This window comes from Kitasatospora sp. HPM-01-4, from assembly GCF_051374625.1.
Classification (GTDB): domain Bacteria; phylum Actinomycetota; class Actinomycetes; order Streptomycetales; family Streptomycetaceae; genus Kitasatospora.
Genome location: NZ_JBPQGP010000005.1, coordinates 6,272,033 through 6,290,585 on the forward strand (window position 1 = coordinate 6,272,033; position 18,553 = coordinate 6,290,585).

Annotated in this window: 15 protein-coding genes and 1 pseudogene; 4 read left to right on the forward strand and 12 right to left on the reverse strand. The window is 73.6% G+C overall.

The genetic code is table 11. The annotated features are described in order from the left end of the window. Positions 1 to 69: 69 nt before the first annotated feature. A complete protein-coding gene (locus tag ACSMTC_RS27360; RefSeq protein ID WP_436562367.1) occupies positions 70 to 831 on the reverse strand; it encodes a 3-hydroxybutyrate dehydrogenase in 762 nt (253 codons plus the stop codon). Between the two features lie 301 nt (positions 832 to 1,132). Between ACSMTC_RS27360 and ACSMTC_RS27365 the strand changes: the two genes are divergently transcribed. Continuing rightward, positions 1,133 to 2,932 carry an NsdA family TPR-like regulatory protein gene (locus tag ACSMTC_RS27365; protein WP_436562368.1) on the forward strand — a complete coding sequence of 600 codons (1,800 nt, stop codon included), beginning with the start codon at positions 1,133 to 1,135 and terminating at the stop codon, positions 2,930 to 2,932. A gap of 216 nt (positions 2,933 to 3,148) precedes the next feature. On the opposite strand, the gene ACSMTC_RS27370 is transcribed toward ACSMTC_RS27365, so the two are convergent. Further along, positions 3,149 to 4,474: an NAD(P)/FAD-dependent oxidoreductase gene (locus tag ACSMTC_RS27370; RefSeq protein ID WP_436562369.1), complete on the reverse strand. Its 1,326-nt coding sequence runs from the start codon at positions 4,472 to 4,474 to the stop codon at positions 3,149 to 3,151. Between the two features lie 509 nt (positions 4,475 to 4,983). Beyond that, entirely contained in the window at positions 4,984 to 5,889 is a 906-nt protein-coding gene (locus ACSMTC_RS27375) for a TIGR01777 family oxidoreductase (RefSeq protein WP_436562370.1), read from the reverse strand. Positions 5,890 to 5,953: 64 nt separating this feature from the next. Here ACSMTC_RS27375 and ACSMTC_RS27380 point away from each other — a divergent pair, with 64 nt between their 5' ends. Further along, positions 5,954 to 6,457 (forward strand): GNAT family N-acetyltransferase, encoded by a 504-nt coding sequence (locus tag ACSMTC_RS27380; RefSeq protein WP_436562371.1) that lies wholly within the window; start codon positions 5,954 to 5,956, stop codon positions 6,455 to 6,457. Between the two features lie 169 nt (positions 6,458 to 6,626). Further along, complete coding sequence (locus ACSMTC_RS27385; protein ID WP_436562372.1) at positions 6,627 to 7,580, forward strand: hypothetical protein; 954 nt, start codon at positions 6,627 to 6,629, stop codon at positions 7,578 to 7,580. Positions 7,581 to 7,590: 10 nt separating this feature from the next. Here ACSMTC_RS27385 and ACSMTC_RS27390 read toward each other — a convergent pair whose 3' ends face one another. From ACSMTC_RS27390 to cobU, 7 genes and pseudogenes are all read right to left on the reverse strand, one after another. Continuing rightward, complete coding sequence (locus ACSMTC_RS27390) at positions 7,591 to 8,106, reverse strand: DUF4240 domain-containing protein (RefSeq protein WP_436562373.1); 516 nt, start codon at positions 8,104 to 8,106, stop codon at positions 7,591 to 7,593. A gap of 195 nt (positions 8,107 to 8,301) precedes the next feature. Beyond that, positions 8,302 to 10,059 carry a 2-oxoglutarate dehydrogenase, E2 component, dihydrolipoamide succinyltransferase gene (gene sucB, locus ACSMTC_RS27395; RefSeq protein ID WP_436562374.1) on the reverse strand — a complete coding sequence of 586 codons (1,758 nt, stop codon included), beginning with the start codon at positions 10,057 to 10,059 and terminating at the stop codon, positions 8,302 to 8,304. A 58-nt stretch (positions 10,060 to 10,117) separates the two neighbouring features. Further along, the gene (lpdA, locus tag ACSMTC_RS27400) at positions 10,118 to 11,506 is read right to left on the reverse strand and encodes a dihydrolipoyl dehydrogenase (RefSeq protein ID WP_436562375.1); all 1,389 of its coding nucleotides are present in this window, start codon (positions 11,504 to 11,506) and stop codon (positions 10,118 to 10,120) included. A 471-nt stretch (positions 11,507 to 11,977) separates the two neighbouring features. Next, positions 11,978 to 13,474 carry a leucyl aminopeptidase gene (locus tag ACSMTC_RS27405; protein WP_436562376.1) on the reverse strand — a complete coding sequence of 499 codons (1,497 nt, stop codon included), beginning with the start codon at positions 13,472 to 13,474 and terminating at the stop codon, positions 11,978 to 11,980. Positions 13,475 to 13,723: 249 nt separating this feature from the next. Beyond that, complete coding sequence (locus tag ACSMTC_RS27410) at positions 13,724 to 14,476, reverse strand: adenosylcobinamide-GDP ribazoletransferase (protein ID WP_436562377.1); 753 nt, start codon at positions 14,474 to 14,476, stop codon at positions 13,724 to 13,726. A gap of 305 nt (positions 14,477 to 14,781) precedes the next feature. Next, entirely contained in the window at positions 14,782 to 15,903 is a 1,122-nt protein-coding gene (gene cobT, locus ACSMTC_RS27415) for a nicotinate-nucleotide--dimethylbenzimidazole phosphoribosyltransferase (RefSeq protein WP_436562378.1), read from the reverse strand. A 77-nt stretch (positions 15,904 to 15,980) separates the two neighbouring features. After that, a pseudogene (cobU, locus tag ACSMTC_RS27420) lies at positions 15,981 to 16,514 on the reverse strand (bifunctional adenosylcobinamide kinase/adenosylcobinamide-phosphate guanylyltransferase); the annotation flags it as partial. Between the two features lie 116 nt (positions 16,515 to 16,630). Between cobU and ACSMTC_RS27425 the strand changes: the two are divergent. Beyond that, positions 16,631 to 16,831: a hypothetical protein gene (locus tag ACSMTC_RS27425; protein WP_436562379.1), complete on the forward strand. Its 201-nt coding sequence runs from the start codon at positions 16,631 to 16,633 to the stop codon at positions 16,829 to 16,831. A gap of 50 nt (positions 16,832 to 16,881) precedes the next feature. Here the strand turns inward: ACSMTC_RS27425 and ACSMTC_RS27430 are convergent, their stop codons facing one another. Together ACSMTC_RS27430 and ACSMTC_RS27435 are read right to left on the reverse strand one after the other, a co-directional pair. Further along, positions 16,882 to 17,655, reverse strand: coding sequence for a class I SAM-dependent methyltransferase (locus ACSMTC_RS27430; RefSeq protein ID WP_436562380.1), 774 nt, complete (start codon positions 17,653 to 17,655; stop codon positions 16,882 to 16,884). 158 nt (positions 17,656 to 17,813) lie between these two features. Beyond that, positions 17,814 to 18,410: a DUF3043 domain-containing protein gene (locus ACSMTC_RS27435; RefSeq protein ID WP_436562381.1), complete on the reverse strand. Its 597-nt coding sequence runs from the start codon at positions 18,408 to 18,410 to the stop codon at positions 17,814 to 17,816. Between the last annotated feature and the right edge of the window lie 143 nt (positions 18,411 to 18,553).

Here is an 18,553-nt window from a genome sequence, read left to right on the forward strand (position 1 = left end):
AACGGCCGAGTCCGGCCCGGAGTGTGCCCCGGGTGCTGCCCGGCGGGGCCGGGCAGCCGCCTCGGCCGGTCAGTGCGCGGTCCAGCCGCCGTCCACGGGCAGGCTCGCGCCGGTGAGGAACGCGGTGTCGGGCGAGCACAGCCACAGGGCGATCCGGGCCACCTCGGCCGGCTCGATCAGGCGTTTGACGGCGGTCCGGTCGAGCATGATCCGCTCCACCACCTCGTCCTCCGGGATGCCGTGCGCGCGTGCCTGGTCGGCGATCTGCCGCTCCACCAGGGCGGTGCGGACGTAGGCGGGGTTGATGCAGTTGCTGGTCACGCCGTACGGGGCGCCCTCCAGGGCGACCGTCTTGCTCAGGCCCTCCAGGCCGTGCTTGGCGGTTACGTACGCGGACTTGAAGGCGCTGGCCCGCAGGCCGTGCACGGAGGAGATGTTGACCACCCGCCCCCACCCCCGGGCGTACATGTGCGGCAGGGTGCGGCGCAGGATCCGGAACGGGGCCTCCACCATCACCCGCTGGATCTGCGTGAACCGCTCCGGCGGGAACTCGTGCACCGGCGCGACGTGTTGCAGGCCGGCGTTGTTGACGACGATGTCCGCGTCGTCCGGCAGCGCGTCCACGGCCGCGGGGTCGGCGAGGTCGGCGACCATCGCCAGCCCGCCGATGCGCTCGGCGAGTTCCTCGGCCTGGGCGGCCGCCAGATCGACGACGTAGACCCGGGCGCCGGCGGCGGCGAAGGCCTCCGCGCAGGCCCGGCCGATACCCGAGGCGGCGCCGGTGACCAGTGCGGTGCGGCCGGCGAGCGAGTGGGGGGAGGTGGTGTCCATGGCCCAGAACGGTAGGAACGGCGAGGCCCCCGCTCCCATGTGACCGGCCACCACAGCACTCGCGGTTGCAGTGGTGTCGACCACTATGGAGCGGAAACGGACACAGTCACGCTTTCACCCAAACACGTTCAGCCCCATCTTCCTCACAATGGGCGCCACTGAGTCACCCGTTCGGAGGATTGGCCGCCCAGATCCACCCATAGCGGCAAAATGCTCGCTACATTCACGCCGACTCCCGACAGGGGGCGCCGCCCCGGGTACCGGGGTACTGGTGCGGCGCTAGAGAGGTGTTGAGACTGAGATGCCCCAAAGGCCTGCAACCGACCGCCCGACGACGACGTACGGACAGCCAGACCAGCACCAGGTGCCGGCCGGGACACCACCCGTCACCGACCACGGTCAGACCGACGCCCTCCCGCCCGCCGGGCGCGCCCAGGTCGCCGCGCAGGCCGAACACGTCCAGGCCGAAGACATCCAGGCCGAAGACATCCAGGCCGAACACGTCCAGCCCGCGCACGACCTCGCCCACGGTGCCCACGCCGCTGACCGCACCCAGAATCCGCGCCTGGCGGCCCTGATCGAGGAGGCGGGCTTCTCACACGCCGGCCTCGCCCGCCGGGTCGACCAACTGGGCCTGGAACACGGCCTGGACCTGCGCTACGACAAGACCTCGGTGACCCGCTGGCTGCGCGGTCAGCAGCCGCGCGGTGCCACCCCCGCGCTGATCGCCGAGGTCTTCACCCGCCGCCTCGGCCGCCGCTTCTCCGCCCAGGACATCGGCCTGGACGCCTGCGCCCCGGTCTACGCCGGACTGGAGTTCGCCGAGACCCCGCAGGAGGCCGTGGACATCGTCGCCAGCATGTGGCGCAAGGACAACGGCCCGCAGTCCGAGCTGCGCCGGATCGCCTTCACCCCGGCCGGCCTGGTCGTCCCCAGCAGGGACTGGCTGATCGGCCGCACCGACGAGCGGGTCGCCCGGGACGGCTCCGTCGCCGGTGCCGACTCCCGCCCTGCGGTCCCGGGAGCCCGGCCCGGCACACCCTCCGCCTCGGCCGGGTCGGCCATCGCGGCCCAGCTGCTGGCCCAGGCGCCGATGGTCCGGGTGCCGGCCCAGAGCCGCGGCCCCGGCGGCACGGCCCGGGCGTCCGGTACCGAGGCCGGTGAGCCGGCCGTGCGCGAGCAGCGCCCGCCCCTGCGGGTCGGCCGGGGCGACATCGCCGCCATCCGCGCCGTCGGCGATCTCTTCCGCGCCCTGGACCAGGCGTACGGCGGCGGCCACGCCCGGCAGGCGCTGGTCCGGTACCTGGAGAGCGAGGCGGAGCCGATGCTGCGCGGCCGCTACGGCGAGCAGATCGGCCGGGCGCTGTTCGGCGCGGTCGCCGACCTCACCAGACTGGCCGGCTGGACGTCCTTCGACATCGCCGCGCACGGCCTCGCCCAGCGCTACTTCGTCCAGGCACTGCGCCTCTCCCAGGCGGCGGGTGACCGGGTGCTCGGCGGCCACGTCCTCACCACCATGAGCCAGCAGGCCGTCCATCTGGGCCACGGCCGGGAGGCCATCCAGCTCGCCAGAGTGGCCCAGCAGGGTGTCGGCACCGCCGCACCGCCGGCGGTACAGGCGCTGATGCACGCCGCCGAGGCACGCGGTCACGCCCTGGTCGGGGACGTGCGTTCCTGCACCACCGCGATGGTCCGCTGCGAGCGCGCCCTCGGCACCGCCCGTTCCGGCGACGACCTGCCCTCCTGGGCCCGCCACTTCGACGAGGCCCAGCTGGCCGACGAGTTCGCCCACTGCTACCGGGATCTCCAGCAGTGGCGCCCCGCCGCCCAGAACGCCGAGAAGTCCCTGCGGCTGCGGGCCCCCGCCTTCGCCCGCAGCCGGATCTTCTGCCGGATGGTCCTCGCCACCGCCCGCCTGGGCATGGGCGATGTGGACGACGCCTGCGGTATCGCCGCCGAATCCCTGCGCGCGGCAGGCGAGATGCGCTCGGCCCGCACCGTCGAGTACCTGCGCGACTTCCACCGCCGCCTGGCCCCCTACCGGGCCAGCCAGGCCGCCCGCACCTTCGAGGAGGCGGCCCGTCAGGCCGGGGTGATCTGACCACCCGGCCTCCCGCTCCGGAACGCCGCCCGGGCGGCAGGACGGCAGCTGAAGGGCATCGAGCGGGTGCTAGCGTCGCCGCTAGAGTTGTCAACTCAGCTGAAACATGCGGAAGTTGAGCGAGTTGATCGCTTTCGCCATCGGTGTGCTTCGCCGATCCGAGCGGTACCCCGGGTGCCGCTCGGATCGGCAAGGCCTTCGGCTTGAGCGGGCCGCCTACGCCGCCTCCGCCGCCTGTTCGGTCGTCGGCACCCGCAGATCCCGCAGTACGGCCTGCGCCGCCCGCCGCCCCGAGACCAGTGCACCCTGCACGGTGCTGGTGTCCCGGTGGTCGCCGCAGGCGTACAGCCCGGCCAGCAGGCGCACCGGGCGCCGGAGGTTGTGCGGCGGCGGCATCGCCGGTACGGCGTCCGGGATATGACGGACACTCAGGAACTCCCAGCCGGAGGTGGAGGTCCCGTACAGCTCCGCCAGCCTGCGCCGGACCAGCGGCTCGTACCCGGCGGGGCCGCCCGGTTCGAAGCTGCGGCGCCCGAGCACGGTGGTGGCGATCAGCGCATGCCCGGGCGGTGCGTACGAGGGGTCCACCTCGCTCAGGACCAGCGAGTGGGAGAGCACCGCCTGGCCGGCGGGCCGGTCGGCGTCGAGCAGCAGGACGGCCTCGCCCAGCGGCGAGCGGTCGGCCGCGTGGTAGTAGGTGGTCACGGGGTGGTGGTCCGGCACCCGCAGGCCGGGGAGCAGGGCGGCCGCCGACTGGGCGTCGGTGGCGAGTACCACCGCACGGGTGGAGATACGTCCGTGCCTGGCGGTGTCGACGCCGTCGGCGGCGATCGCGGTGACCCGGACGCCGAGCCGGACCGTCCCGGCGGGCAGCCCTTCGGCCAGCTGTGCGGGCAGCGCTCCGATGCCGGCGGCGGGCAGACAGAGCCGTCCGCGCGCGTAGGAGCGCAGCACCAGGTCGGCAACTCGGCTGCTGGTGCCGAGGGCGGGGTCGCTGAGCAGGGCGCCGAGCAGCGGGCGCAGGAAGCCGTCCACGGTGCGGGGGGCCAGTCCCCGGTCGGCCAGGGCGCGGGCGGTGGTGGTCTCCGGCCGGGCCAGCAGGCGTGAGACGGGAGTGGCGGCGAGCCGGCCGAGGGAGGCGCCGAGCCTGGCCTTGTCCAGCGGGCTGCCCAGCGACCCCCGGGAGGCGGCCTGCCGTGCGGCGGTCTGCTGCGGATCGCCCACCCGGTAGCGGCGGGATCCGCTGTGCACCAGGACTCCGGGGGCGAGCGGGCGCAGCTCCAGGCGGTCCAGGTCGAGGTGGCGGCGCGGCTCGGGGAAGTCGGTGTTCAGCAGGTGACCGCCGTTGTCCAGGCGGAAGCCGTCGAGTTCGCGTCCGGCCGTCCGGCCGCCGATCCGCTCGGTGGCTTCCAGTACCTGGACGGTGAGGCCCCGGTCGGTGAGCGCATGAGCGGCGGCCAGCCCCGCGAGCCCGGCGCCCACCACGACGACGTCCGGGTCGGACTGCCGACGGGTGCGGCGGGTGAAGTCATGTGCGGGCACGAGTGTGCTCCTCCCTGATCCCTTGGGGAACCGGCCGACGCGGGCAACAGGGTGCCGGGACACGGTCCGACGATGTGATGCCCCGTCAGTATCGCGATCAGGCAGAGAAATACGTTCGAATCGGGTGGCCGTACGGGCATCGGCGACCCGGTGCGGGGCGCGGTCACGGACTGTGCGCCGGAACGGAGCGTTCCCCGGCTCGGTGGGCGCGTACGGTCACCAGGGGCGTACAGCGCGCCGCCTGGATGCCACTGTGCGCCCCCTCCATCCGCCCCACCCGCCCTCCTCCGTACGCCCGCCGGACGTCCCTCGGACACCCCTGTGCGGTACGCGGAAGGGGCGGATGTGCGGGCAGTGCTCCGGACGGCACTTCAGGGACGCGAGGGACTGTGCGGCCGACGGGCCCCAGGGGCCCAGGGGCCCAGGCCCACCGTTGGCGGTCGCACCATCCAGGGACGCGGCCGCCTGCCACGGAGGCCCGGGCAGGCCCCGCGCCCCTGGAGCACCGTCTAGAGCGCCGCCCGCACCGCCGAGTCCACGTCCGGGTGCTGGAACCGGAACCCGGCGTCCAGGAGCCGCTTGGGCAGCACCCGGTGACTGCCGCAGACCTCCACCGCCATCTCGCCGAGCGCCAGCCGCAGCACCGCCTCCGGCACCGGGAACGGCGTCGGCCGGCCGAGGGCCCGCCCCATCGCCTCGGTCAGCTCCCGGTTGGTGACGGGCTCGGGGCCGGTCAGGTTGAACGGTCCGCTCAGCTCCGGCCCGTCGATCAGGAACCGCAGCGCCGCGACCTCGTCCGCCAGCGAGATCACCGCCCAGTACTGCCCGCCCGAGCCGAGCCGCCCGCCCAGCCCCAGCCGGAACAGCGGGAACAGCCGCCCGCCCGCGCCGCCCTTCGTCGAGAGCACCAGCCCGGTACGGGCGTACGCGACCCGGATCCCGGCGTCCTCGGCCGGCCTGGCGGCGGCCTCCCACTCGGTGCAGACCCGCGCCAGGAAGTCGTCTCCGGCGGGGGACTCCTCGTCGATGATCCGGTCGCCGGTCTGGCCGTAGTAGCCGACGGCGGAGGCGTTCACCAGGACCCGGGGCGGCTTCCCGGCCTCGGCGAGGGCGGCGGCGATGGTCTCGGTGCCGAGCACCCGGCTGTCCCGGATCTCCTGGCGGTAGGCCTCCGTCCAGCGGTGGTCGCCGACCCCGGCGCCGGCCAGGTTCACCACGGCCTCGACCCCGTCGAGCCCGGCCCGGTCGATCTGCATCCGGTGCGGGTTCCAGCCGACCCCGAGGGTGCCGTCGGGCTGCCTGCCGGTCCTCGCCCGGTGGCGGACCAGCCGCACCACTTCGTGTCCGTCCGCCAGCAGAGAGCGGACGAGCGCCGAACCGACCAAACCCGTGGATCCTGTCACCGCGATACGCATGGGGCCATCGTGCCAGGTCACAAAAGCGTGGTCGGTGAGCCGCCCGCTGACTAGCATGTCGGCCATGCGATCTGACGGTGTGACCATACGGAGAGCAGTGGTCGAGGACGGGCCGCAGCTCGCCGTGATCGACCACGAGGCCTGGTCCTGGGCCGGCGACGTGATGCCGCGGCCCGCCAAGGACGGCGAGTACTTCAACGAGCGGCGCGCCCCGGAGCAGATCCTGGTCGCCGAGTCGGACGGCCTGGTCGTCGGCTACATCCGGCAGGTGCCGCCCACGCCGTTGGACAGCAATCAGCACATCCGCCAGATCCAGGGCTTCGCGGTGCTGCCCACGGCCCGGGGCTGCGGCATCGGAGCCCTGCTGCTCGACGCCGCGGTCGAGGCCGCCCGGGCCGACGGGATCCGGCGCGTCACCCTGCGCGTGCTCGGCTGGAACGTCCACGCCCGGCGGCTCTACGACCGGGCCGGGTTCTCGGTGGACGGCGTACTGCCGGGGGAGTTCCACCTCGACGGCGAGTACGTGGACGACGTACTGATGGGGCTCAGCCTGCTCGACCGCGACTGAGCCCCGGAGCCGGGCCCGGCCCCGGGCCGGATCCGACCCCGACCCCCGGCTGGCCCGTTTCCGGGCTTCGGTCACAAGTGGGCTGCAAATGTTGCCACTTGATGGCAGGCCGGGCAGAACGTCGTACGCCGCCTGCCGAGTTCGGGCAGCGACCGGTACGGTACGGTACGTGAGCGACTCGACTCCTGAGGGCTGGAATCCAGAGCCGGGATCCGGGCCGTCCGACGGCATACCGGAGCGCCGGTGGTTCGGCGGCGCCCGGGCCGGGGGTCCGTCCGCCGTGTCCGCGACGGTGCCCCGGACCGTCGGGGCCCCGACCGGTCCCGGGGACGGTTCCTCGCGGCGGTCACCGCACGCCGCGCCGCCGTTGGCCGATCCGTCGCCCACTCCGGCCGCAGACCCGGACCAGGCCGGTCCGACGCCGTCGCCCGCGCGGAAGTCCCGCGGCGGGCTGATCATCAGCCTGGTGGTCGCCCTGTTCGCGGCGGCGGCCCTCACCGGGCTGGTCTGGATCGGGCTCGACTCGGACGGGCCCGACGACATCGCCGAGCTGCCACTCCCCGGTGCCCCCGGGAAACCCGCCCCGCAGGGCCGGGCCTTCTCCGGCCCCGACGCCACGCTGCCGGCCGGGCCGGACGGCACCGCGGGGGACCTGGTGCACGGCTGGGCCGTCCCGCTGCCCGCCGGCTGGACCACGGAGCGGCACTCCCGTGAGATCGCGGTCTACCTCTCCACCGCTCCGTACTCCTGCGCCGACCCGGCGGGTTGCGTGCGCGGCAGCTTCGCCATCGACACGGCGGCGGTGACCGGCGCCGACGCGGCGGAGGTCGCCCGCTCGGTGATGGCGGACACCGCACCCGCGCTCTTCGGAGACCTCTCCACGCACCAGGAACTGCCCTCGGGGCCGGTCACGGTGGCCGGGCTGCGGGGCTTCGCCGAGCGCTGGCACGTGGTGCCGAAGGACGGCGTGAAAGGGTACGTCCTGGTGGTGGCCGTCCCGGCGCGCGGCGGCGGATTCACCGTACTGACCGGGTCGGTGGACGACCACTCCCAGGCGCCGAAGCCGGCCGTGCTCGACCAGATCGTCCAGGGCATCAGGACCGGCTCGGGCAGATCGGTCTGAGGCCCGGGCCTCAACGCTCGTAGCGGGACCACAGCTTGGGGAAGCGTTCCGCCATGACCGCGGAGTCCTCGAAGTCGAACGGCGCACCCTCGGGCCGGCGCGGCTGCTCGACCCCGAGATCGGGCAGCGGCTGACCGGTGAGCTGCTCGTACGCCTCGTCGGCGGCATAGCCGAGGTCCTCGGCCTCGCCGTCCTCATCCTGGTCGAAGTCGGGTACCAGCTCGGCCAGATCGTCCGGCCGGTGCACCGCCCCTTCGAAGACCTCCCGCCCCTGGCCGATCAGCCAGCAGCGGAAGTAGTCGAAGGTGTCCTCGGAGGCACCGTCGAGCAGCAGATGCGCGGCCGCCCACAGCTCGATCCGGTAGGCGCGCTGGAACCTGGCCTCGAAGAGCCGCGCGAAGTCGAGCACATCGTCCGGGGTCAGCTGGACGAGCCGCTCGACCAGCGCATCCGCCTGGTCGTCGGGGTCGCCGCCCGCCGCGTCCCTGGTCTCGTCGATGAGCTGCCAGAAGTCCGTCTCGTACATCACCGCTCCAGCATCGCCGCTCACCATGGCGAATGCATGCGTTGACGCCCGCGCGGAGTGGCGCGCACCCGCCGGCCGCCGATGCCCGCACCACCCCGGGCCGCGCTTCGGGGGCACAACTCCCTTACGCGCGAAGGGCGGTGCCCCGTCCCGTACGCGACGAGACGGGGCACCGCCCTTGCTGCTACCGGCCGATCAGAGGCCGAGGTCGCCCTCGAAGGCGCCCTCTTCCAGGCGGGCCTTGACCGTGCCCAGGAAGCGGGCGGCGTCGGCGCCGTCCACGATCCGGTGGTCGTAGGACAGGGCCAGGTAGACCATGTCGCGGATGGCGATGGTCTCGCCGAGCTCCGGGTGGCTGATGACCACCGGGCGGCGCACGGTGGCGCCGATGCCCAGCATGCCGACCTGCGGCTGGTTCAGGATCGGGGTGTCGAACAGCGCACCGCGCGAACCGGTGTTGGTCACCGTGAAGGTGCCGTTGGCCAGCTCGTCCGGCTTCAGACCGCCGTCGCGGGTGCGGGAGGCCAGGTCGGCCACCTTCTTCGCGATACCGGCGATGTTGAAGTCGCCGGCGCCGTGGATGACCGGGACGAACAGACCCTTGTCGGTGTCCACCGCGATGCCGATGTTCTCGACGTCGTGGTAGGTGATGGTGTCGTCCTCGTTGACCCGGGCGTTGAGGACCGGGTGCACCTTGAGCGCCTCGACGGCGGCCTTGACGAAGAACGGCATCGGCGAGAGCTTGACGCCCTCACGCTGCAGGAAGCTGTTCTTGGCCTTGGCGCGCAGCTGCATGATGCGGGTCACGTCGACCTCGACCACGGTGGTCAGCTGGGCCGAGACCTTCAGCGACTCGACCATGTGCTTGGCGATCGCCTTGCGCACGCGGGTCATCGGGACGGTCTGGCCACGCAGCGGCGACGGCACGACCGGGGCGGCGGCCTTCGGCGCGGCGGCGGCCGGAGCAGCAGCCGGGGCAGCGGCGGCCTTGGCGGCCTCAGCGGCGGCCAGGACGTCCTGCTTGCGGATGCGGCCGCCGACACCGGTGCCGGCGACGGAGGAGAGGGCCACACCGTGCTCGGCCGCGAGCTTGCGGACCAGCGGGGTGACGTAGGCGTCGCCGGCCTCGGCGGCCGGGGCGGCAACCGGGGCGGCCGGGGCGGCAACCGGGGCGGCCGGGGCGGCGACCGGAGCCGGAGCGGCGACCGGAGCCGGGGCGGCCGGGGCGGGAGCGGCAGCCGGAGCGGCCGGGGCCGGAGCGGGGGCGGCAACCGGAGCGGCCGGAGCAGCCGGAGCCGGAGCGGCAGCCGGGGCGGCCGGGGCCGGAGCGGCACCCGCGACACCGATCAGCGCGAGCTGGGCGCCGACCTCGGCGGTCTCGTCCTCGCCGACCAGGATCTTCACCACGACACCGGCGACCGGCGACGGGATCTCGGTGTCGACCTTGTCGGTCGAGACCTCCAGCAGGGGCTCGTCGACCTCGACGGTGTCACCCTCGGCCTTCAGCCAGCGGGTGACGGTGCCCTCGGTGACCGACTCGCCCAGGGCGGGGAGCAGCACCGGGGTGCCCGCGCCGGCGGCCGGAGCAGCGGCCGGAGCCTCGGCAACCGGGGCCGGGGCGGCGGCGGGAGCCTCGGCAACCGGGGCCGGAGCAGCCGGGGCGGCGGCCGGGGCGGCCTCCGCGACCGGGGCGGCAGCGGCGGCCGGAGCGCCGGTGCCGTCGTCGATGACGGCCAGCTCGGCGCCGACCTCGACCGTCTCGTCCTCGGCGACCTTGATCGAGGTCAGGATGCCGGAGGCGGGAGCGGGGATCTCGGTGTCGACCTTGTCGGTCGACACCTCCAGCAGCGGCTCGTCGGCCTCCACGCGCTCACCCTCGGCCTTCAGCCAGCGGGTGACAGTACCCTCGGAAACGCTCTCGCCCAGCGCGGGCAGTGTTACTGAGACCGCCATGGTTTCAGCGACTCCTATCAAGTCTTGCGTACGGGAAATGGGGAAGTAAGAGCCGCGATCAGTCGTGCGCGTGCAGCGGCTTGCCGGCCAGCGCCAGGTGCGCCTCGCCGAGGGCCTCGGACTGGGTCGGGTGGGCGTGGATGAGCTGCGCGACCTCGGCCGGCAGGGCCTCCCAGTTGTAGATCAGCTGGGCCTCGCCGACCTGCTCGCCCATCCGGGCGCCGACCATGTGGACGCCGACCACGGCGCCGTCCTTGACCTGGACCAGCTTGATCTCACCGGCGGTCTTCAGGATCTTGCTCTTGCCGTTGCCGGCCAGGTTGTACTTGAGGGTGACGATCTTGTCCTTGCCGTACAGCTCCACGGCCTTGGACTCGCTGATGCCGACCGAGGCGACCTCGGGGTTGGAGTAGGTCACGCGCGGCACGCCGTCGTAGTCCAGCGGGACCGGCTTGAGGCCGGCCAGGCGCTCGGCGACCAGGATGCCCTCGGCGAAGCCGACGTGGGCCAGCTGCAGGGTCGGGACCAGGTCACCGACGGCCGAGATGGTCGGGACGTTGGTGCGCATGTACTCGTCGACCAGGACGTAGCCGCGGTCCATCGCGACGCCGTTCTCCTCGTAGCCGAGGCCGGCCGAGACCGGGCCGCGGCCGATGGCGACGAGCAGCAGGTCGGCGTCGATCTGCTTGCCGTTCTCGGTGGAGACGCGGACACCGGTCTCGGTGTACTCGACGCCGGAGAAGCGGGCCTTCAGCTCGAACTTGATGCCGCGCTTGCGGAAGGCGCGCTCCAGCAGCTTGGAGGAGTTCTCGTCCTCCAGCGGGACCAGGTGCGGCAGCGCCTCGACGATGGTGACGTCGACGCCGAAGGACTTCCAGACCGAGGCGAACTCGACACCGATGACGCCACCGCCGAGGATGACGGCCGACTTCGGGATGCGGTCCAGCTTGAGGGCGTGGTCCGAGGAGATGACCCGGTTGCCGTCGATCTCCAGGCCGGGGATCGAGCGCGGCACGGAGCCGGTGGCGAGGATGATGTGGCGGCCCTCGATGCGCTGGCCGTTGACGTCCACCGAGGTCTGCGAGGAGAGCTTGCCCGCGCCCTGGATGAAGTGGACCTTGCGGGAGGCCACCAGGCCCTGCAGGCCCTTGTACAGGCCGGCGATGACGTCGTCCTTGTACTTGTGGACACCGTTGATGTCGATGCCCTGGAAGGTGGCCAGGACGCCGAACTCGGCGGCTTCCTTGGTCTCGTCGGCGATCTCTGCGGCGTGCAGCAGAGCCTTGGTGGGGATGCAGCCGCGGTGCAGGCAGGTGCCGCCCAGCTCACCCTTCTCGATCAGCGCAACGCTCAGCCCGAGCTGAGCGGCGCGGAGCGCCGCGGCGTAACCGCCGCTTCCGCCTCCGAGAATGACTACGTCGAAAACGGTGCTGGCGTCGTTCGCCACGTCACGTCCTCCATGCAAAGGGGTGCGGTTCGCCGGGCCGGTCACGGTCCGGTGGGGGAAGCCCTGGTAAGGCGCCCAGTCGTGCCGGAAATACATCTTCGCACTTGTTGGCGGCCGCTGATGTCCGGGGCCGCCCCGGCCGAGTCCGGCAGTCTCGAACGGATAGGCGAAATGTACCGATCTCCTGGGTATTGTCGCAGCTCATCACGGTGCTGCGGACCGGGCGGGGCCGGGGGTGGTCGATCGTGTACCAGGGAGGTTCCACTCTGCGGAAGAAAGTTTCGCCGCGAGCGAACAGGGTTCCGCAATGTGCGGATCTGTATTACCGGCAGGTAACCCGGAAGTGCGCCGAGAGCCCGGTGGGACCCGCCGACGGCCCGACGGAACGAGCCGAGGGCCCGACGCCGGCTGGCGTCGGGCCCTCGGTCCAACCCGTCGGCACCGGCCCTGGAGCCGGTGCCGGGGTGCGGGTCAGGCGTTCGCGGTCTCCTCCGCGAAGCGGACCAGGGTGCGGACCGCGCTGCCGGTGCCGCCCTTGGGGGTGTAGCCGTACGGGGCACCCTCGTGGAACGCCGGACCGGCGATGTCCAGGTGCGCCCAGTCGATGCCCTCGGCGACGAACTCCTTCAGGAACAGGCCGGCCACCAGGCCGCCACCCATCCGCTCGCCCATGTTGGCGAGGTCGGCGATGGTGGACTCGACCATGCCCTTGCGCAGCTCGGCCGGGAGCGGCATCGGCCAGGACTGCTCGCCGACCGCCTCGGCGGCGGCGTGCAGCTGACCGCGCAGCTCGTCCTTGTTGGACATCACACCGAAGGTGCGGGTGCCCAGGGCCAGCACCATGGCGCCGGTCAGGGTGGCGACGTCCACGATGACGTCCGGGTTCTCCTCGCTGGCGCGGACGATCGCGTCGGCGAGCACCAGGCGGCCCTCGGCGTCGGTGTTGAGCACCTCGACGGTCTTGCCGCCGTACATGTTCAGCACGTCACCCGGGCGGGTGGCCGAGCCGGACGGCATGTTCTCCGCCAGGGCGAGCCAGCCGGTGACGTTGACGGCCAGGCCCAGGCGCTTGGCGGCGACCACCGAGGCGAACACGGCGGCGGCACCGGCCATGTCGCACTTCATGGTCTCGTTGTGGCCGGCCGGCTTCAGCGAGATGCCGCCCGAGTCGTAGGTGATGCCCTTGCCGACGAAGGCGAGGGTGGCCTTGGCCTTCGGGTGGGTGTAGGCGACCTTCACCAGGCGGGGCGGGTTGGTCGAGCCGTTGCCGACGCCCAGGATGCCGCCGAAGCCGCCCTTGGTCAGCGCCTTCTCGTCCAGCACCTCGACCTTGAGGCCGTGCTCCTTGCCGGCCGCCTGGGCGATCGCGGCGAAGGACTTCGGGTTGAGCTCGTTCGGGGCCTGGTTGACCAGGTCGCGGGCGCGGTTGATCTCCTCGCCCAGCGCCGCGGCGCGCTCGACGGCGGCCTTGGCGTCCTTGCTGCCCTTGCGGTCGGTCAGCAGCGTCAGCTCGCCGACCGGAGCCTTGCCGTTCTCACCGTTCTTGTAGGCGGTGAAGCTGTACGAGCCGAGCAGGCCGCCGAGCGCGAGGGCCTCGAACTCCTCGGCCGAGACGGCCGGCAGGGCCAGCGCGGCCTTCTTGGTGCCGGCCAGCGTACGGGCGGCGACACCGGCCGCCCGGCGCAGCACCTCCGCGCCGTACCCCTCGTCGGAGGCGTCGCCGAGGCCGACGGCCAGCACCAGGGGGGCCTTCAGGCCGGCGGGGGAGGGAAGCTTGATCGTCTCGCCCTCGGCGCCGGTCGCGCCCAGGGTGCTGAGGACCTCGGCCAGCTTGCCCTCGAACGCCTCGGCCACGACCTCGGCGCCGTCGGCCACCACGAGACCCTTCGGGCCCTTGCCAACACCGATCACCAGGGCGTCCGCGCGCAGCGAGGCGGCGGAGGAGGTGCTCACAGACAATGCAGTCACGTAAATGAGTCCTGTTCTTTAGCGGTCCACAGCCGGGTGCGGCGCCGGTGCCGCACCGGCATCACCCCGGCGTGCTCCGCTGGAACAGGGCGCAGGGCTACGGTGCTTTTCCCGCATGGTAGTCCGCGTGATGGGATCACGCCGCCCTCGGGATGGGCCCGATTCGGCGCCGTATCGGCGCCCGGGAACCGGCGGTTGGTCCTGAATCGTCCAACCGGCCTGTCCACAAGCAGTTCTGACGGTCCATCATCAGCCGGTCAAGGCCAGGGCGAACAGGGTGGTGGTGGCCGCGGTCTCCGCCAACGCGCCGAGCACGTCCCCGGTGATGCCGCCGAACCGTCGCACACAGCGCCGCAGCAGCAGCCCGGCCGCCCCGAGGCCGGCCAGCAGCGCGCCGGGGTAGCGCAGCGCGGCCCAGCCGTCCGCCCATCCCGCCGCACCGAGACCGAGCCCGGCGAGCAGTGAGACCGTCAGCGCACCGGCCGGCGGGACGGTGGCCGCGACCATCGCGCCCAGCCCGCCCGGCCGGGCGGCGGGCACCGGCCGCAGGCAGCCCCAGGACAGCGCCAAGCGCGCGGTCACCGCGGCGGTCAGTACGGCGAGCGCGCCGTGTGCGGGGGAGGCGGCGAACTGCCCGGCCAGCGCGGCGATCTGGGCCAGCAACACCAGGACGAGGGTGAGTACGCCGAACGGCCCGATGTCCGACTGCTTCATGATCCGCAGGGCGTCCTCGGCGGGTCTGCCGCTACCCAGGCCGTCCGCCACGTCGGCCAGTCCGTCCAGGTGAAGACCCCGGGTCAGCCAGGCCGGTACGGCCACCGCGGTCACCGCGGCGAGCAGCCCGCCCGCCCGCCAGTCGACCAGTACCCCGGCGCCCGCCGCCACCGCCCCGAGCACCACTCCCACCAGCGGTGCGCAGACCATCGCCCGTCCCGCGGTCGCCCGGTCCCACCGCTCGACCCGCACCCGCAGCACCGACAGCGTCCCGAACGCGAACCGCACCCCCTCCCCCCACGAGGGCGCCTCATCCGTACTCCGAGCCAACGCTCCAGATCCTCACTCGCTCAGGGCCACGGCCGGACCGCGTGATTGGCCGCGCACCTCCCGCGAGGGCGCGCGGTGGTGTCCGGTCAGGGGCGTGCGCGACCGGCCGTGGTCGTGCCCGGGTCTCCGGACCGCCGCCGGTCGTGCGCGTCTCCGGCCGGACCACGGGGCCGCGCCCCGTGTCCGCCGGACAGCCGCACGGACGTCCTGGCCGGTTCAGCCGGAGGCGGTGTGTGCCCGGGGTTCCCCGTGGGGAGCGGCGCTCAGCCGCGCCCCAGCAGCTCCGCCGCCGTCGGCAGCCGCGGCGGCTCCTTGGGTCCGGCCGCGACCCGCTGGATCCGTGTCACCTCCGCCGGGTCGGCGAGCGTGTCGGTGGCGGCCTGCAGGAGCGGCAGCGCCAGCAGTGCGCCGACCCCTTCCCCCATCGAGACGCCCAGGTCCTGAAGCGGCGTCAGCGTCAGCCGGTCGTAGGCCTTGGCCTGCGCGGGCTCGCCGCTCAGGTGCCCGGCCCGCCACCACTCGGGCGCCCGGAACGCGATCCGCTGTGCGACCAGCGCGCAGGCGGCCGAGACCACCCCGTCCAGCACCACCGGCAGCTTGCGCACCGCGGACTGCAGCAGGAACCCGGTGACGGCGGCGAAGTCCGCCCCGCCGACCGTCGCGAGCAGCGCCAGCTGGTCGCCCAGTACCGGGCGGGCCCGCCGCAGCGCGTCGCGTACCGTCGCGCACTTGACCATCCACACCCGGTCGTCGATGCCCGAGCCGCGTCCGGTGACCGCGGCCGCGTCGGTGCCGCAGAGCGCACCGATCAGCACGGCGGCGGCGGTGGTCGAGCCGGCGCCGAGATCGCCGAGCACCACCAGGTCGGTCCCGCCGTCGGCCTCCTCGTCGGCGATGGCCATGCCGGTCCGGAAGGCGCGCGCGGCCTCGTCGAGGCTGATCGCGTCCTCGACGTCGATCCGCCCGGAGCCGCGCCGCACCCGCTGGTGCTCCACCTCAGCGGGGAACATCCCGGGGGCGGAGTCGACGGCCATGTCCACGACCCGCACCTCGGCGCCGTAGCGGTGCGCCAGCACGGCGACGGGGGCGGTGCCGTCCAGCACCGCCTGCACCCGCTGCACGGTGCTCGGCGCGCCGGGCCGCGAGACGCCGAGCCCGGCCACGCCGTGGTCACCGGCGAAGAGCAGCACCTTGGCGGCGGCCAGCGGCCGCACCGGCGAGGTGCCCTGCACGGAGGCCAGCCAGCTGCCGAGTTCCTCCAGCTTCCCGAGGCCGGCGCGCGGCTTGTCGAGCTGCTGCCAGCGTTCCTCGGCGGCGCGGCGGGCGCTCTCGTCGGGGCGCTCGACGAGCGAGGAGAACGTATCGAGATCCACGGTGGTGTCCATCGAGCGGAAATCTACACGGCACGGGTGGACTTGCGGTGGCGGCCCTCGCAGTCGGACACCCGCTCGCCCGCGGCGGGTTTGACCGTGAGCACCTGCCCGGCCACCACCAGCAGAACCCGCTCGGAGGCGTCCGCCACCGCCATGTTGAGCCGCCCCAGGGTGTCCCGGAAGCGCCGTCCCGCGGCGGTCGCCGGGACGACCCCCATGCCGACCTCGTTGCTGACCGCGATGACCTGACGGTCCGTCATCTCCCAGGCCGCGGCGAGCTCGTCGCAGCGCCGCTGCACCGCGCTCTCCCCGCCGCCGGCCCACGCCGCGTCGTCCCAGGCGTCGCACTCGTCCATCACGGCGGTCAGCCAGAGCGCCAGGCAGTCGATCAGTACCGGTGCGCGGTCGGTGCGGTCGGCGAGTACGGGCACCAGGTCGCAGGTCTCGGCGGTACGCCAGCCCGCCGGCCGCCGCTCCCGGTGCAGTGCGACCCGCTGGGCCCACTCCGGGTCGCCGTCACGGGTGCCGCCGGTGGCCACGTAGAGCACGTCGTCGTACGGCGCGAGCAGCCGCTCGGCCCGGGTCGACTTGCCGGAGCGGGCGCCGCCGAGGATCAGGGTGCGGGGGAGTGCCATGGCCACATCCTGCCGGACGAGGCATGGGGGCGATCAGTGCGGGCACGCTAGTGTGCGCAACGGCAGCGCACGACGAGGAAGTACCGAGGCGGGAGGAGCCCGGCATGGTGTTCACATGGCGGTACGAGAAGGCGGACGGCACCCTGGTCGAGCCGCCCGGCGGCCAGGAGGAGTTCGCCAGCCAGGGGGACGCGGAGTCCTGGATCGGCGAGAGCTGGAAGCAGCTCCTGGACGACGGTGCCGACCGGGCCGTGCTGCTGGACGACGGCCATGAGATCTACACCATGAGCCTGCACGCCGAGTAGGTCCGCGTGCGGCGCGGGGCGGCGGCCACGGGCGCGCCCCGCGCCCGCGCCTACTTCGCCCCGATCACATGCAGCAGCGCCGCCACCCGCCGGTACGGCTCCTCGCGTCCGGCCCGCTCCTCGGCGTCCAGCAGCTGCGCCAGCTGCCGTCCGTCCACCGGCGCGGCGTCCTCGGGCGCGCTGTCGGTGAACACCCGTACGCCGTACCAGCAGCGCAGCGGGACCGAGACCCCGGCCAGTGTGGTGGTCAGGTCCGCGAGGTGGTCGGCGCGGGCGGGCAGGCCGAGATGGTCGGTGTAGCGGGGGCTGTCGAAGGCGTGCAGTGCGGCCCGCCAGTCACCGGTCAGCCCGGGCCGCATGGCCAGCGCGTCCGCGTTGCGCACCAGCAGCGACAGCACGCCGCCGGGGGCGAGGATCCGGGCCAGCGAGGCGATCAACGGGTCCGGGTCGGGCAGGTGCATCAGGACGCCGTGGCAGAGCACCGCGTCGAAACTGCGCGGTCCGAACCAGCGGCCGCACTGGTGCCCGTCCCCGCCCAGCAGCCTGACCCGCTCGCGCACCTCCGGCGGCTCGGCGGCCAGCGCGGCCTGGGCGGCGCCGAGGGTGACCGGGTCGGGATCGAGCCCGGTGACCAGGTGGCCCGCCCTGGCGAGCCGTAGCGCCTGGGTGCCCTGGCCACAGCCCACGTCCAGGACCCGCAGTCCACTCCGCCCGGCCAGCTGCTCGGCGAGCTGCCGGGCCACCAGCTCCTGCCGGACCAGGTTGCGCAGTCCGCCCTGCCGCTCCGGCCAGGACCTCCCGGGCTGCCCGGTCGGCCGGGTCACCGGAAGCCGGTCGTGCGCTCCCGCACCCTGCCCGGGCAGCGGAACGGCCGGCGGGCCCGGCAGGGCACCGGGAAGCGCCGCACCGGGCGCGGGAGACGGCCCGGGCCCCTCCGGCCAGGCGGGAGGGGCCCAGTACGACTGCGGCGAAGCCGGCTCGGTCAGGGCCGCTCGCCCCGCTTGACCTGCGGCTTCGGCAGGCGCAGCCGCCGCATCTGCAGGGTGCGCATCAGGCCGTAGGAGACCGCGCCGCGGGTGGGGTCGTTCGGGAAGCGCTCGGCCAGCGCCTTGCGCAGACCCAGGCCCAGCCGGAGCGAGTCGAGGACGACCAGCACGAAGAACAGCATGAACAGCAGCTGGGCGGCCAGCTGGAGAGCCGGGTTCCGCACGATGCTGAGGACCAGCACGACCACCGCGTACGGCAGGAAGAACTCGGCCATGGTCCAGCGCGAGTCCACGTAGTCGCGCGTGAAGCGGCGCACCGGGCCCTTGTCGCGGAGCGGCAGGGCCTTCTCGTCGCCGTTCAGCAGCGCCAGACGCTGCTTCTCCCGCTCGGCGCGCAGCCGCTCACGGGACTGGCGGGAGGCCTCCTTGCGGTCCTTGGGCACGGTCACCCGGGTGCGGCGACTGGCCTCGGCCTCGCTGCGCTTGGGGGTGGGGCGGCCCTTCTTGGCCTCGGGGTGGCGGGTGGTCGTCTCGTCCTGCTCGGCCACCACGGTGGCGGAGGAGGAGGCATCATCTGAGCGGCGTCGGAACACACCACCAGCGTACGTGCTGGCCGCGGCCAGGTTGCCGGGCCATCGGACCCAAACCGGTATCGATCCCGCGCACCCCGCCTCGCACCGGTGCCCCGCACCGCTTCGGCGACTGTTCCCCTAAGGGCTCCCCCACCCGTAGTGGA